Source organism: Micromonospora sp. M71_S20, assembly GCF_003664255.1.
Lineage (GTDB): Bacteria > Actinomycetota > Actinomycetes > Mycobacteriales > Micromonosporaceae > Micromonospora.
Genome location: NZ_RCCV01000001.1, coordinates 3760949 through 3776311, shown reverse-complemented (window position 1 = coordinate 3776311; position 15363 = coordinate 3760949). Strand labels below are relative to the sequence as shown.

General features: G+C 66.8%; 10 protein-coding genes and 2 pseudogenes. 8 read left to right on the top strand and 4 right to left on the bottom strand.

Annotation, left to right across the window (positions count from 1 at the left end; translation table 11 throughout):
* The first annotated feature begins 32 nt into the window (after window positions 1-32).
* The 3 genes and pseudogenes from DER29_RS16220 to DER29_RS36285 all read left to right on the top strand — a co-directional run bounded on the left by DER29_RS16220 (window position 33) and on the right by DER29_RS36285 (window position 2109).
* On the top strand, window positions 33-302 hold the full coding sequence (locus tag DER29_RS16220; protein ID WP_148710070.1) for a hypothetical protein: 270 nt from the start codon (window positions 33-35) through the stop codon (window positions 300-302).
* A 121-nt stretch (window positions 303-423) separates the two neighbouring features.
* Window positions 424-993: a hypothetical protein gene (locus tag DER29_RS34630; protein ID WP_199729327.1), complete on the top strand. Its 570-nt coding sequence runs from the start codon at window positions 424-426 to the stop codon at window positions 991-993.
* Between the two features lie 61 nt (window positions 994-1054).
* Window positions 1055-2109, top strand: a pseudogene (locus tag DER29_RS36285) (hypothetical protein).
* A 142-nt stretch (window positions 2110-2251) separates the two neighbouring features.
* Here the strand turns inward: DER29_RS36285 and DER29_RS16205 are convergent.
* Window positions 2252-2788, bottom strand: a complete 537-nt coding sequence (locus tag DER29_RS16205) for a nucleoside monophosphate kinase (RefSeq protein ID WP_158619038.1) — start codon at window positions 2786-2788, stop codon at window positions 2252-2254.
* A gap of 368 nt (window positions 2789-3156) precedes the next feature.
* Window positions 3157-4044 (bottom strand): GNAT family N-acetyltransferase, encoded by an 888-nt coding sequence (locus DER29_RS16200; protein ID WP_121398082.1) that lies wholly within the window; start codon window positions 4042-4044, stop codon window positions 3157-3159.
* 290 nt (window positions 4045-4334) lie between these two features.
* Here DER29_RS16200 and DER29_RS16195 point away from each other — a divergent pair.
* Window positions 4335-5484: pseudogene (locus DER29_RS16195) on the top strand (IS701 family transposase).
* A gap of 494 nt (window positions 5485-5978) precedes the next feature.
* On the opposite strand, the gene DER29_RS16185 reads toward DER29_RS16195, so the two are convergent.
* Entirely contained in the window at window positions 5979-7082 is a 1104-nt protein-coding gene (locus DER29_RS16185) for an FAD-binding oxidoreductase (RefSeq protein ID WP_121398081.1), read from the bottom strand.
* Between the two features lie 1760 nt (window positions 7083-8842).
* Here DER29_RS16185 and DER29_RS16180 point away from each other — a divergent pair.
* From DER29_RS16180 to DER29_RS33920, 3 genes are all read left to right on the top strand, one after another.
* Window positions 8843-10447, top strand: a complete 1605-nt coding sequence (locus tag DER29_RS16180; RefSeq protein WP_121398080.1) for a hypothetical protein — start codon at window positions 8843-8845, stop codon at window positions 10445-10447.
* 863 nt (window positions 10448-11310) lie between these two features.
* Window positions 11311-12162, top strand: a complete 852-nt coding sequence (locus DER29_RS16175; RefSeq protein ID WP_121398079.1) for a hypothetical protein — start codon at window positions 11311-11313, stop codon at window positions 12160-12162.
* A 407-nt stretch (window positions 12163-12569) separates the two neighbouring features.
* Complete coding sequence (locus tag DER29_RS33920; protein ID WP_148710069.1) at window positions 12570-13007, top strand: hypothetical protein; 438 nt, start codon at window positions 12570-12572, stop codon at window positions 13005-13007.
* A gap of 435 nt (window positions 13008-13442) precedes the next feature.
* On the opposite strand, the gene DER29_RS16160 is transcribed toward DER29_RS33920, so the two are convergent.
* Window positions 13443-13838, bottom strand: coding sequence for a nucleotidyltransferase family protein (locus DER29_RS16160; protein ID WP_233600066.1), 396 nt, complete (start codon window positions 13836-13838; stop codon window positions 13443-13445).
* A 181-nt stretch (window positions 13839-14019) separates the two neighbouring features.
* On the opposite strand from DER29_RS16160, the gene DER29_RS16155 reads away from it, so the two are divergent.
* Entirely contained in the window at window positions 14020-15252 is a 1233-nt protein-coding gene (locus DER29_RS16155) for a WD40 repeat domain-containing protein (RefSeq protein WP_199729326.1), read from the top strand.
* The last annotated feature ends 111 nt before the right edge of the window (window positions 15253-15363 follow it).

Below are 15363 nucleotides of genomic sequence, written 5' to 3'. Positions count from 1 at the left end.
GGCCTGTCGCGGGGACGGTACCGTGCCGCCTCGTGAACGCCTTGCTACGACGGTTCGTCGAACCCATCGAAGCCGACCTGGCGGCCGCCGACTTTATCCGCCGCGGGCTGGTCTTCCGGCATTTCGACCCCGAGGGCAACGGCATCGCCCTCGACATCCAACGCACCACCGCGCTGAGAGGAGAGGTGAGGTTCTTCATCAACATCGGGGTGCTGCTCGCCTCACGCCTCGGGTACTACCTCGGAGAGGAAGATCCGCGCCGCAACGCCATGCCCCACCACAGCGTCTGGGACCATCGCTAGAAGATCGCGGCCACGCGGATCGCGGCGGATCCGTGCACCGTGAGCCCGGCAAGCCAGTCACGTCCATTATCATCTTCGCGCTGCTGTCGGCTGAGGTGCAGCACTTCCACTGGGCGGAGACATGGCGTTGGATATCTGGGACGTTCTGGTCGAGTCACAGCGGCTTCAATGGTCATTCACGCCTTTCGAGCGCGTCGGCCCGTTGGAATTCGGCATGACGCACGCCCAGGTTCAGGGCAGGGTGCACGGCGTTCTCAGCGTTGCCGTCTCGCAGGGCACGTCGGGCGGTGAAGGGTGGGCGGAATTCTGGCTTGAGCGAAGCTCTGGCGCGGCCTTCTCTGGGCCGGCGATTACCGCTTATTACGACGAGTCGGTCGGCCTTGCGGGCATCGCGGTCAATGCGCTGCGTGGCCCGCAGGTGACCCTGGAGGGGATCCGGTTGGTGGGGCAGACGCCCTCACGTCTGGAGGGTAAGTTCACTGACTATCTCATGGCTCACAGCAGGGAATTGCGATACTCGCAGTCCGCCGATCCGTGCTCGCCACAACTTGGGTTGGTGCTGCGGGCACAGCGAGCTGGTGACGCTGTGCTGAGCCGTCCGGTCCTCGTGGCAAAGGCATGGGCTGATCGCTGCTGGGATACCAGCGAGGGGTGCATTCCGTCACGGGAGTGGAAGACTTTCGAGTGGTGACCACGCCCTGGCCGCTCGCGGGTGGGCGTTATATTGATATCAGCCGACGCACGGGGGATGCATGACGGTTTTCGGCTGCCGGATCTGCGACACCGCTCTGACGGTTCCGGTGTCGAGGGTGGCACTGCCCGTCCACGCGGACCAGAAGTACGGAAACGGGCCGGGATCGCTCGCCTCGGCACTGGAGCCCGGCACGTTCGCGGTGAATCCGCTGCCCTCAGGTTCGCCATGACGCCGGTGGGCCGACCTTGAAGCCGGTGAAGCCGAGGCGCTCGGCTGGTACGCGCCAAGGTTCAGCATCTCAGCCGGGCCGGTCGGCCAGGTGTTGCTCGCCCCGGGGGATGTCCGCGGTGCCGTCATCGACCCGGCGCTGGTCGGCGACTCCGCGTGTTGTGGCCTTGATGGTGGCGAGCCCAACATGGTCTGCGTCACCTGCGGCACGCCGGTGGCCATCCGGATCGACGACTGTGGCCTGCGGCAGGCTATCTGGCTGGACCCGCTGACCATCCACGTGCTCGAGGACGGTCCCGGCCCGCACCCGATTGTCGACTGGGTGGACCTGATCGACCAACGGCCCGGTGTCCCACCGTCTGAACCGGGCGGCGGCTGGCACCCGATGTGGACGGCTGTCGCAGCCTCGGCGCTGGCACACTTGCTCGCCGCCTCGGGCAGCAACCCTATAGCGATCCGGATCACCAGGTCGCCAAGGTCTTCCGGCCCACTCTCGACCGTCTCCTCGGCCCGTGCAGCACGGGGCCGGAGCGCACCCTGGTCCTGGCCGGGCCCGATATCCCGGACACCGACCGCCACTTCGCCCTCATCCCGGAACATCCGCAGACCGGTGAACTCTGGCCCGTGGCCCCACCGGTGAAGCCAATCCCGCTCGCTTGGGACGCCTGGCGGTACCTCGCGTTCTACCGAACCCCGAAGCCGGTTGGGCGGTCGGTCCCGATCCCGCCGGAGGCCCTACCGGCCCTGCTCCCGGGACACCGGTTCGAGCCGGACGGCCAGATCTTCCTCAGCGTTCTGGCCCGACTGCCCGAGGTCAGGCAACCACGGTTGCGTGCCCTCTACGACCGAGGCCGTCCCTATAGCTACACCTTCTACATCTTCTGACCGCCTGGTCATCGTGATAGCGCCCTTCCTCCGGCGGGTTCACGATCGTCGGCAGTTCCGGGTGCCTGCCGGGGTGCCGTCCACGCTCACGTTACTGACACGCAGAACACGCCAGATCAGTACACCGTCTGGGGTCTGACGGCTATTGCCTCGCACCGGACACGATTGCCTGCAGATCGGCAACGAGATCCTCGATCGATGCAGGCTGTTGTACTACGTGCAACGTATCGGACGCATGATAGAAGGCCCGCACTGGAGCCATGCGCAGGCGGTGCTCGGCGAGAATCTGCGGAATCTGATCGCGCTTCGCGGCCAGCCGCCAGTCCTGGTCAATGCGGCCTTCATCGAGCATCACCTGTATGACGGTATCCGGTGCATGACCGTGTTCGGCCAGTAGTTCGGCGTGGCGAATAGTGCGCGGGTAGCCGAACAGCAGCCAGCAGCCCGGCGACCCGGCCAACGTGTCCGCGACGAACTCGCCCATCACCTCGTCCGGTATCAGCTCGCCGGCCTGCATGTGGTTCGCGAACCGCCAGCCCCACGCCGTGGCACCCTGCACTGCCGCTCGGCAGAGGTCCCCCACGTTGTGCGCTTGGAGCCCCATGGCCTCGCCGAGCAGCACCGCGGCGCCCCAAGCGTCGAACACGCCGGGCTCGGCGATGACAGCGATCTTCCGCACGCCTTCACCCTCCAGAATCCAAACAGCGCAGATTATCGACCGCTCGCCTACGTCCTCCGGCACTGAGCTGATCCCCGGCGACGATGCGGGCGCCATACGTTACTGCTTCGACACAACCCCGGGTGCCGGCTCGACCCCGCCGCCTCGTCGAGGACGACCCGCCACCGGGCAGGGTTTACGCTGTGGCCCGCGGCCACCGCACGATCTTCGGTTGTCTTCACAGACCATCGATGATCACGCGGTGGCCGTCTTCATGCCTGCGCCACGCCCAACGCCAAAGCCAAGTGACGTTGGAGTGCTAGAACCAGATCAGTGCGGCCCGCTGGCCACGACTACCTGCACGAGGGGTATCGACCTTCGCCCGGTGTTCACCGAGAACCGCGGCGCAGATCGGCCACCTCGTCTGACGGCGTGAAGCCGGCCGAGGTGTAGGTAGCTACGGCGCCGACGTTGGAACTCTCCACGCATACACTCGCGCTGGACGAACCCATGTCACGAAGGGCCGCAGCGGCGGCAAGCGTGATCGCCGTGCCGTAACCATGGCCTCGGTGACTGCGATGCACGCCCATCGGTTCCAGCAGTCCTGGCCGCCCCGGGCCGGCTGACCACACAGCCGCCACTGCCACGGCGTCGTCGTTCTGATCGAATGCGGCGAGGCAGCGTCCGTCACCGTAGAACGGGCCACCAACCATGGTGAGCCAACCTCCGACCGTGCGGCGTCGTTCGGCATCAGTGAAGGGCGACCCGCGGAACGCGGACCAGTGGACGGCGACCCACACCTCGGCGCGATCGGGCTCGATCGTCTCGATGCGCAGACCGCAGTCCTCCACCGGGTCCGAGAGACTGCGGTGGAACGTTGTCCACGGCTCATCCCGCTCCCAACCCCGCTTGAGCAGTAACTGGGTGAGAAGCCCCGCACCTCGGGCTTCGACGGTCGCACCGTCGGGAGCCAGGACACGCCCTGGTTCGTCCAGATCAGCGGCGAGCCGACGGGCCAGTGCCTCGTCATCACGCCAGTTGGGAGCGACGGCCATGCGCACCAGTTCGGGGCCGTCCAGCAGCCCGATCGCGAGAACCTCCCCGTCGCGCGACCACATCCGGATGGCAGCGGCCGTAGCCTCGGCACCATGTAACGAGTGCCAGCCGAGATCGCCGGAATGCAGATGCAGCGGTCCCCCGTCGTACTGCCACCCCTTGAGCGCGTCCACCGCTGGTGACAGCTCATCAACGCTCGGGGTGCTCAAAATGATGCTCATGGTGCACCCAAACCCATAGAGCAACCTGGCACAATCGTTTTGTAGGGAGCCGGCGCTCTCGTCACGGTTCGCCGAATGTCTGTGTCCAGGCCGTCACCAGGCTGTCGATAGCCGATCCGGAACGACGAAGGACGACCGCTGGTGACGACGTCCTCCCAGGTGAAGCAGCGTGGCCGACGCGATGACTAGTACTCCGACGTCGTTTGGCGTTGGCGTTGGGCGTGGCGCAGGCATGAAGACGGCCACCGCGTGATCATCGGTGGTTTGTGAAGACAACCGAAGATCGTGCGGTGGCCGCGGGCCACAGCGTAAACCCTGCCCGGTGGCGGGTCGTCCTCGACGAGGCGGTGACGTGTGTCGCTGCCCGGATCGCACGGGTGGAGCCACGCCGGACGGCCGGACAGTTCGTGGAAGGGCTGCTGTCGGACGCCGAACGCAAGACCTGCTGGTCGCTTGCGGAGCGAGCAGGTCACGATGATCCGCAGGCGATGCAGCGGCTGCTGCGCACGGCGGTGTGGGACGCCGACGCCGTCCGCGATGACGTCGGGGCCTGGCTGGTCGGCCAGCTCGGTCACCCCGACGCGGTGCTGGTCACCGATGAGACGGGGTTCTTGAAGAAGGACGTGTGCTCGGTCGGGGTGCAGCGGCAGTACACCGGAACCGCCGGTCGTGTCGGGAACAGCCAGGTCGGGGAATTCCTGGCCTACGTGTCACCGGCGGGGCGGGCGATGATCGATCGTCGGCTCTACCTGCCGGAGACAACCTGGTGCGACCGGCCCGACCGCCTCGCCGCCGCTGGTGCGCCGGATGACGTTGGGTTCGCGACGAAGCCGGCCCTGGCCCGGCAGATGATCGCCGCCGTGCTCGAGGCTGGTGTCCCGTTCGGGTGGGTGACCGGCGACGAGGTCTACGGCGCGGAGCCGGGCCTGCTCGCTGACCTGGAACACCGCGGGATCGGCTACGTGGGCGTGGATCGCCACCGCCATCAGCCCCGTCGAGCACCGATGGCTGCTCATCCGCCGCAACCGCACGACCGGCGAGCTGACCTTCTACTTGTGCTGGTCACCGCGTCAGATGCCGCTGCACACCCTGGTCCGGATGGCCGGTTCCCGCTGGAGCATCGAGGAGTTGTTCCAGACCGGCAAAGGCCAGGTCGGCCTGGACCACTACCAGGTCCGCGGCTGAACCGGCTGGCACCGGTTCCTCACCCTGGCCATGCTCGCCCTGGCCGCCCTGACCAGCCTCGCCACCACCACGCAGCAGCCCGACGCTGACCCGGAGATCATCGCGTTGAACCGTCGCCGAGATCCGCCGACTCCTCAACGCCTTTGTCCTCAAGTGGCGCTACCGCCAGAGCACACCCTGCACTGGTCGATCTGGCGACGAACATCCCGAGCCCGAGCCCGGCGATCCCACTACCAGCGCAGACAAGCGATCTGACGTTGGAGTACTAATAGACGGTCCACTGGTCGACCTTCGTGACCAACGTTCGGCTCATCGAGACTTCCCTGGCTACGGCGTTCTTGCGAACCGCGGCCCGGTCTACCTCCGTGACGGCTCCGCCGAGTACGAGGGCGTCGTGTACCCCGCCGAGTTGGGACCAGACGGCCGCCGCATTCGCCAAGTCGAACAGCGCCCCGACGGTGACAGCCTCGGAACCGATGATTGGCCGTTGAACCCACCCATCGACCTACGCGAACCGCAGTACGCCCCAATGGAAATCAGCGCCGAGGCATTCGAGGACGCCTGGCGACGTGCGCGACCAGACCCGGACGCCTGATGTCAGCCGAGCACGGCCAACCGTGGCTCACACAGAACCAGAGAAGTCGTCTAGCCGGACGTGTTACCCAACATCCGACACCGACCGTGCCCTGCCGTGGTCTAAGTGATCACCATTCTGTGCTGATCGACGGAAGGTCGAACAGCCCGGCTTATCATGCGTCGGCCCGCCGCTGCGGTCGCCACTCGGCGCGTGAGGGGAACCGGGCTGGTCGCAGGCCCGCGAGTTGCCCGGCCTCCACGCCGTCCACGATCTCCGAGGCGATGAGCCGCCCGGCGGTGGGGGCCAGGGTGACGCCGGAGTGCATCACGGCGATGTAGACCCCTCCCACGCCTGGGACGGGACCTATGATCGGCAGTTCGTCCACAGGCATGGGCCGCGTTCCGAGCCTCACGCTGACCAGTTTGACGTCCGGTGCGTCGAAGGTGGCGGTGAGCCGGCGCAGCATCATCTCGCCCGTGCGCCGGAGATCGTCGTGGTCGATCTCCCCGCTGTATCCTGCGGCAACCAGCAAATGGCCGTCGGCCGCCTCACGCACTTCCAGGTGCGGGGTGGCGACCAGTGTGCGGACCAGCCCGGGTGGGGCGGTGAAGCGCATGAGCAGAGCCGGCGACGGCGCAACGGGCAGATCGAATCCGAGTTGCCCGCACAGCGTGGGCGCGTCGACACCGGCGGTCACGACGACGGTGTCGGCGGGCAGGGAACCGGTCGACGTCCGCACTCCCGTGACCTGACGGTCACGGAGATCCAGTGCGGTGACGACGGAGTTCGCCATTAGCCGCGCACCGTGTTCCTGTGCTGCACGTACCAGCGCCTGTGTCACGGCGACCGGGTCGATGGCGCCGTGACTCTCGACGTGCAGAGCGCGCATCGGCCGGACCCTCAGGCGAGGCTCCAACAGCCCGACCTCTGTGGCGTCAACGAGGCGCTCACCAGGCGCGAGACGGCCGTCGTCAAGCTGTTGCTCGCCCCACATCAGGGCGCCTCGCCAGCGCACCCGCAGGCCTTGTACCTCGTCCTCCAGACGCCGATAGTCCTGCAGAACCCGGCGCCGTAGGACCGTGCTGGGATCCGGCACATCTCCTTCTCGTGGGCCGCCGATCCAAGCGAAGGAGTCCGCAGTCACTCCCGAAGCGGGAAGTGACTTGTCCAGCAGGACGACCTCGGCTCCGGCCCGCGCGGCTTCGTACGCCACCGCGGCACCGACGATTCCAGCTCCCACGACCACAACCTGCACCAAGTGGCTTGGTCCTTCCATCGATCCATAGCCAGCTCTTGAACCGTGACGTCCTCATCGGCATGTCGTCTCACGCAAGACACGATGGTCGCACACACTCCGATGTCAGCCGTTTATGCGCGATGCACTCTCATCGGTATGAGAGAGCATCGCCGGGGGCGCCCCGGGCGGCAGTCCCGTGCGATAGGAGGGGCTGGATTGGCGTGCGCCTGACCAATCCGAATCCCTCCGACGTCGGTCTGGCCCAGCGCACCGGCCGGCCGCGTCACGTACCGCCGGCAGGCCGACCTTGGCGGAGCCCCGATCGGAAGCCACCCGCGCAGCGGCGCCGGCAGGACCCATGCCCAACGCGTCGCTTTGGCGCCTATCAACCCAGCGGTCGGCGCTACCTCGCTCCGGCCATGCAGTCGCGCAAGCGGGAATCAGATGCATGGACCTCTCGACCGCCCCCGCCGACACCCGCCCCGGCCGACGTCCAGACTCCCGCTCGCCCACCGTGCGCCAGCCCAGGTCAACGGCGGCCGGCCGCCCGGGCACCCACCTTGGCAGACAAGATCCATAGCGGTAACCACATCGGACAATGGTTCCATGCTGACGCACCGGTATCCAACCATGATCCAGACCAGTCGACACGCGAACCACTGGTCAGGACGGGCCGGCACGGACCCGCCGAAACAGCACAGCGACAACGGAGCACCATCGGAGCACCAGATTCCAAGCTTCGGGAAGATCCGTCCCCAGAGGTAGAAGCGGTCAAGGCCGTGACCTGCGTTCCCGCTGGTCACGGCCTTGACCGTGAAGTGCGCCCGAAAGGACTCGAACCCCTAACCTTCTGATCCGTAGTCCGAACCCGTCAGATGCTCTCTACGCTGCATAACCATCACTTCGTGCGTACCGCTGAATGCTGCTGCGTGCCGAAACAAGCGGCTGAGTATCTGCTGGTCAGGGCGGTACCGCGAGTGGAGTGCGACGTCCTGCGGGGCGACAATCGGTCGCACAGGACGTGCTGTGCTGGTTTAGTTCCGGCCGTGCTGGTCATGCGCCGAATATCCGAGCACCAACGGAGCACCATCACCCCTGGCAATCACCGGGAGCGGGCCATCGTCGTGCTACAGCGGGGCTGGCCACCGCCGATGGTGAGAGGTCCCTCGCCGCGATGATCCACGCTCGCGCCGACCAGCTTCAGCAGTACGGCCTGGCGGACTGGCAGCTGCGGCCGACGAACTCGCCGCCCAGGCCGTCGACCCGGACATCCCGACGTGGATCCTCACCACAGATAGCGATGAGGTCATCGGCTGCACCAGTTTGTGAGACGAGCTGTTGTGGCTTGCCCAGACCGGAGCTCTCGTTCATACGCGCGTTGCCACCGACGAGCGTGAAGCAGCTGCGAGCCGTTCCACCGAAGCGCCACGGGGCGTCGAACGCCTGACGCGGGATCCTACGAACTCACCACCGAAGCCCTGCCCGCGACCCGGGTGGCCGCCGCGTTCACCGGAATCGCCCAGCTCTCTGACCAGCGCCCGCTGACACGGCTCGGCGTGCCCACCAATCCGCCAACGCAACACCAACGTCCGATGTGGTCTTGTGATGGGTGGGGTTTGGGCGAATCGACGGGATGAGGTGTCCCGATGGAGGTATGTTTGTCCGCCCGGGGGCGAACAGAACGTGAGGCGATCAACGGCAGGCGACTCCGGGCACCAGTTGCGCTACGGACAGGAACCAACCTGTCGCGTGGCAGGCTCAGTGCGTGTGGCGTGGTCGGTCAGGTAGCTTCCAGCCTCATGTCCTCCCTTAAGAGCCGCTTAGCGGCGGGCGCGGCCGCGCTGATCGTCGCCGCGTCCGTCGGTGCTTCGATATCTTCTCCCGCGCTGGCCGCAGGGCCGCAGCTTGAGATCTCCTACGACACCCACGGTGCAGTCGACAACAGTGGTCGACTGATCGGTGCCTACGCCTACAACTGGGGCGACGAGCCGGCCCGTGACGTCACGATGACATTCGATGTCAGTGGCTTGCGTGGCGTCAATGTCAGTGTGCCGGACTGGATCGACTACTGTGAGCTCGGCGGCCAGATCGTCACATGCGAACTTTCTGGCCTGGCCGCGGAGCACACCGAGTGGTTGCACGCGTTCGAACTGAAGAGCAAGCAACAATCCAAGCCGGGCCCCGCCGGATCGGTCAAGGGCACGATACGCGCCTTCGGCCCGGACGGCGCCGAATACACCGGCGGTGGTGACCTCGAGGTCACGATCGTGGCGAGCGGCCCTGATCTGGTCGCGTCCACTGCGGATATCAACAGCGCGAACGACCGCGTCGGCGGCGGTGACGTGCGTCCGGTAGCGGCTGCGATCTACAACGACGGCGACACAGCTACTGGCGACTGGTACATCCAGATCTCGGTGCCCACGGGCGCCGGCATCGTCGAGCAGTACTCGGACTGCGAGTACCGGGACTGGTGGCCGGGGGAGCACCCCGCCGGTTACGTGTACGGCCCCAATGTGGTCACCTGCCCGGCACCTCCAGATCTGGACCCGCTCGGTGTCGGCGAAGGACTCGTCTTCGTCGACGAGACCGGCGAGTCGCTCTTCCACGCCGCGTTCGGCAAGAACCTACGCGGCCCCGAGGAGACTAGCGGATCCGTTCAGGTCGGCCTCGTTGACGACCTTGAGTCCGAGCGGGCACCGACAAAGTTGACCCGCAAGGGATCGTCCGGCAAGAAGTTCGCGGACGCGATCGCCGATCTGAAGCCCACCACCCGGATCGCTGCCCGAAGTGAGGGCAACACCGACAACAACTGGGCCGGCTTCGCCATCTGGACCAAGCCGAACACGCACGACTTCGCTGTCACCGCCGGGTCGGTCAGCGGCAGCATCGGCGACATCGTCGAGATTCCGTACACGGTGATCAACAACGGCCCGGCCGACGGCGGGGCCGGTTGGACGTTCAAGGCACCGACCGGCACCGTGCTGGTCAACGACGCTCAGTACGACGGGCCCTGGTGCTACTTCCTTGACGAGCACGGCCGCCCAGCCAAGGAACTGCCCGAGGTCAGTTGCAGCACCGAGGGTGAGTTCCCGGCCAAGGCCTCCGGCTACCAGGGCGTCAAGGGCAAGATGAAGCTCCGGATCATCTCCACGCCGGGTGACAACGGCACCTTGCGGGTCCGATCGTTCCCGGAAAGCACCGAGTCCAACCCGGCCAACAACGAGGTCAAGCTGGTCGTCACGGTCAGCGGCGGTGGCGGCGGTGGCGGCGGTGGCGGCGGTGGCCTGCCGGTCACCGGGGCGAACGCGGCGCTCATTGGCGGAATCGGCGGCGGTGCGGTGGCGATCGGCGCAGCACTGTTCTTCCTCGCCCGGCGACGTCGGATAGTCGTCGTCAGCGAGTAACACCGGCCCCGGAAAGGGGGCACCGCCGGACTCGTCGGTGCCCCCTTTCGCTCGCGAAACCGAACACCTCCACCCCTCCCCGCCCGCGCCGCACGAGTTGAAAATCAATCTAGGCACGCCCACCTGACGGCCCCTGACCACCCGAGGCAGCGGCCGATGACAAGAAACGAGGTGGATCGGCGGCGCGTCAACTGCCGGCAAACCCGCCGTCGTCTACGTCCGCGACCGACGCCACCCCAACTCACCACAGCTGCGGCACTCAAGCTCCGACAGCTCATCGACATAACCGCGTCACCGAATCAGTGCCAGCGTGGGAGCCGATGCCAGCGCGGGCGAGGTACGCCGCGATGCGCTCTTCGCCGCTCCCGGAGTAGAGCACAAAGGCCATCTCGCTCAGCAGCGTTGTCGACTCTCCTGTCCTCAGCCCGCCTAATACTCCAACGTCACTTGGTTTCGGCATTGGGCGTGGCGTAGGCATGAGGACGGCCACCGGGTCGATCATCGGTGGTCTCTGCGGACAACCGAAGATCGCGCGGTGGCTGTGGGCCACACGTAGACCCGCTGTGAGGGCGAACCGAACATTTGCCGGGTTATTGTATTCTGCACTGTTACTAGGGCCTTCCGCCCTGGTACTCGATGGTCAAGAGCGTCGCGCTTTCGCGCTGGTCGTTGTTTGAGGGGGATACGTGCCGTCGTCCAAGCCCAGTAAACGGCCAGGTCGGCGTCGGAAGAAGCCGCCCTCAGTCCCGTCGACGGAGCAACCGGACAGTAGCGCCCCGGCGACGGGACAGGAACGCCGCGCCGACCGCGCCGGTCCACCCCGGCAGGACGATGAAACGCAGGGTGGCGCGGGCGACCCGCCCATGCGGGAGGAGAACACGGTGTTCTCTCGCCGGAACCTGCTCTGGGCGGCTGGTGGCGGGGCCGCAGCCGCCATCTTCACCGCACTGGTCACCGAATTGGACGATCGACTCACCTCACCTGCGCAGGCAATACGCGACGATCGTGCGGTAGAGGCCGCCAAGCGTGAGGAAGCCCGCCGGAAAGCCCCGCTGTCGCTGAATGCCTACTACTACGACCGGTCCGACGAGGCGAAGATCTGGTTGGCAGTCGCGCCCCTGACAGCTGAGGTCCGACAGCGGCTGGGCACGCCAGCCTTCGCGGAAATCGCCACCGAACGCGGCATCGACGCGGTTGTTAGTACCAGCGATAAGCACCCGTACCGACTTTTGACCCGGGTACGGCTCTCGGTGGTCGGGCAGTGGGCCGCCCCGGTCTTCGTCACCCAGATCCGGGCCCGGGTGCTGCGTCGCTCGGCGCCCCTGCCGCACGCGTACGTGTTCCAGCAAAGCCAGGGCGACGGGGAGCCGCTGAAGATCGGCTTTGACCTGGACGAGCCCGACAGCGTCGCGCGGGTCATCGGACCCGACAAGCGACTCGGCGGGGCATATGTCGACGACCGTTCGTTAACCCTCGCGCCGGGTGAACCGATCACGATCGATGTGCAGGCTCAGACAGACCGGTCGTACCACGAGTGGGTCATCGACCTCGACCTCGACCTCGACGGCGAGAAGCGGGTGGTCACCGTCGATCACGATGGGCAGCCGTTCCGCAGCACCAGCCTGGCCCGCCACTACCAGGACCGTTACTACTTCAGCATGGCGAAGATGGGCCTCGTATACGACGGCCCCGGCCCTTTCGAGCCGCTGATATGAACGCCAGGCGCCGGGGCGCCGTGCTACTCGCCACGTTTGCGCTGTCCTGGGCACTGACTTTTGCCGTGGTCCAAGCCCTACGCGACGATGGCGACGACGACCGCCCGGCGCTGCCGCCCCAGGCGGCACCCACGGGCAGCCCGTCCTCCGCCGGTCCGACAGCCAGCAGCGCCGACGGGGTTTCGCTGGCCGCCACGCTCGCGGGCACCCGGAACAGCAGCGAGCTGGCCCTCGAAGTCGCGGAGGCGCAGGCTCGGACGGTCCCACCATCGCAGGTACGGGACTGCCAGCAGTTCGCCTCGTGGGCACAGCGCAGAGGTGCCGTCCCCGTCGGCTTCGAACCCCTCCACCTACTGACCATTCGCGGCGAGCGCCGCGTAGACGTGGCGGTTCACAGAGTCGTGGCTGTGCCGGTTGCGCAGATTGCCCGGGAGCGGGAGCAGGGCCCGTGGGTGGAGGTGGCCTGCCGTGAAGAACCTCCCGCCCCCACGGCCACGCCCGACATCCTCGACCTCGGCGGGCCGCACCTGCTCGTACCAGGGCAGACGATCCGGCTGCTGGTCGACCTGTCCGGCACCGAGTCGGTCGGCGAAAAATTTCCGATCGGGGGGTGGAACTACTACCTGCGCGTCGACCTTGAGGTCGATGGGGTGACCCAAAGCTACGAGCTGCGTGACGAGGCAGGCGGATACTTCCGCTGCTGCGGACGCACAACATTCATGGGCTACCAGGCTGCTCGATACGAATGGGCCGTCTCCCCCAAGCCCACGCTCCGTTACTGCCCGGAACTGAACTATGGCGATAAGCCGCCACCCCGGGTCTGCCAGGCGAGGGAGCCTGGCTAATATTCCAACGTCACTTGGCCTGTCTGCGCTGATAGTGGGATCGGCGGGCTCGGGCTTGGGATGTTCGCCGCCAGATTGACCAGCGCAGGGTGTGCTCCGGCGGTAGCGCCACGTCGAGGACGAAGGCGTTGAGGAGTCGGCGAATCTCGGCGACGGTCAACGCGATGATCAGCGGGTCGGGGTCCGTGTCGATGATCGTCAGTCTGAGCGAGGCTGGAGCGGTGGCTGCGGGAACAGGCCCCAGCGACCTACGAGTCACTACGCCCGTCCGCCACGATCGAGGCCATCGACTCGATGGCCCACCAACTTGGCGTGCGAGTCATGCCCGATCTCAAACGCCTCTGGTTATGGCACGACGGCAGCGCGGGTCCCCTCGTAGTGGCCGGGCTGGCCCTGCAGCCTGGCCACTACCCAGCCCGGGAGGGCCGCAAAACATCAGACGTGCTCCGCGTAGCGGCCGGTCCAGCCGCCGGGCCAGCAGACCGGAGTTGATCCCTCCACCAGTGCCCCCGACCGCGCCTTCCACCTGCTGTCCCGGACCACCGAGCCAGCACAGCAGGCCCGCCCCGCCACGGCGCCCGCCGGACGTAACCGGGCCGCGACGGGTGCTGTGCTGGTTCTTCGCCTCCCACTGGCTCCCGCCAGGTCGTCGCCAGCCTTCGGTGTGACCCGGTCGTCGTTGTCGCGGCTCAGGTCTGTCGGGTCGAGGAAGACGACTTCGACGTCCCGCACCCGTGAAGGGGCGCCGCCGTCGCCATACCGCTCACTGCGAACGAGATCCCGAATAACGCCCGCGCAGATCCAGGCCTCCGGCAAGCCGGAATCCCGCACGACACCGGCCAACGGCTGCGCCGGGCCAGGTCATGCAGCTCTCTTTCCCGCACAGACCCAGGCCAATACCGCATCGGCGGTGAGCCGGTATTCTCCTTCTCCTGATCGGCGTTGCGGAGGATGAATGCCAGGGGTGAATCCACGGATACCGCGACGGTTCGGCCCGCAGATCGTCCCGCCCTTGAGCGGAGCCGGCATCCGTCGTGTCGTGTGTGGACTCGTCGACGGCCGCCGCGTCGCGCTCACCCTCGGCGACCACTCCTTTCAGGTCTGGAGCATGGACGACCATCAGCAGATGGGCGACCCGTTCACCGTCCCGGACGTTGGTTCGGTGTGGGGAGGCATCGCATACGGGGTAATGAGGGAGCGCCCGGTGGCGGTCGTTGTCGGCGGTGGTCTACGAGTGTGGGACCTGGTGGAGCGACGGCAGCTCAGCCACACCAGCGTCAACCTGGGTCTTTGTGATGTCGCCTGCACACAGCTCAACGGCGAGCTAATCGCGGTAACCGGTGGTTACGATCAGACCGTACAGGTCTGGCATGCGGCAACCGGAAGGCGGCTCAGCGGCCCGATGCGCGGCCACACCTCCGTCATCAGATCCGTGGCCTGTGGGGCGATGCACGGCCGCCCGATCGCCGTTACCGCCAGCGAGGACCACACCGTTCGAATCTGGGACCTCGACCGGTGCCAGCAGATTGGCCAGCCGCTCCGCGGCCACGACTCCGAGGTCGAGGCGGTCGCATACGGGGTCCTCGGCAGCCGGCCGATCGCCGTTTCCGGCGGCAGGGATGGCACCGTCCGGCTATGGAATCTCGACGATCCCGACCGACCGGCGGCGACATTGGTCGGTCACGACAGCAGGGTGCATGCCGTCGCACTCGCCAAGGTATCCGGGCAGATCGTCGCGATCAGCGGCGGCAAGGACGTGCGGGTGTGGGACGTCCGACGACGCCTACAGCTCGGACCACCGCTGTTCGACGGCCGCGACATCGGCATCATCTCCTCGATCGCCTGCGGCACCCGGCATGGCGGCACGATCGTGCTCGCGGCGAGTGCCAGCGAGCGCGTCCGGGTCTGGGACCTGAACGTTCACCGGGACCTGGGCTCAGTCACACCGGACAGGTACGCCTCCGAACTCCCCACGAGCTGGACCGATCCCACCACCGGCGATGTCTACGATCTGACCTGCGAGCTCGTCGACGCCTACGGCAGCACCTGGGAACTCGTCGACTACGACGGCACCGAACCGATCGTTTGCGAGCACCCGTTAGACCCGCGCGTCACGTTCGGTATTGCCGATGCACACGCGGAATACGACTTCGGTGACATCGTCACCCCTAAGGACCGTCGCCACCGCAGCACATCCCGCCGCCTCGACGACGAGGACGACTGGTTCGACGGCGACGACCTGTAACCGCTGGTGCTCAGACCGACGGAGGCGTACAGGCCGGGCCGACCTTCGGCGGCTGCCACCAGATCGAACAGCACGTAGCGGGCCGGGTGGCCGGTGACCAAGCGTAGTAGA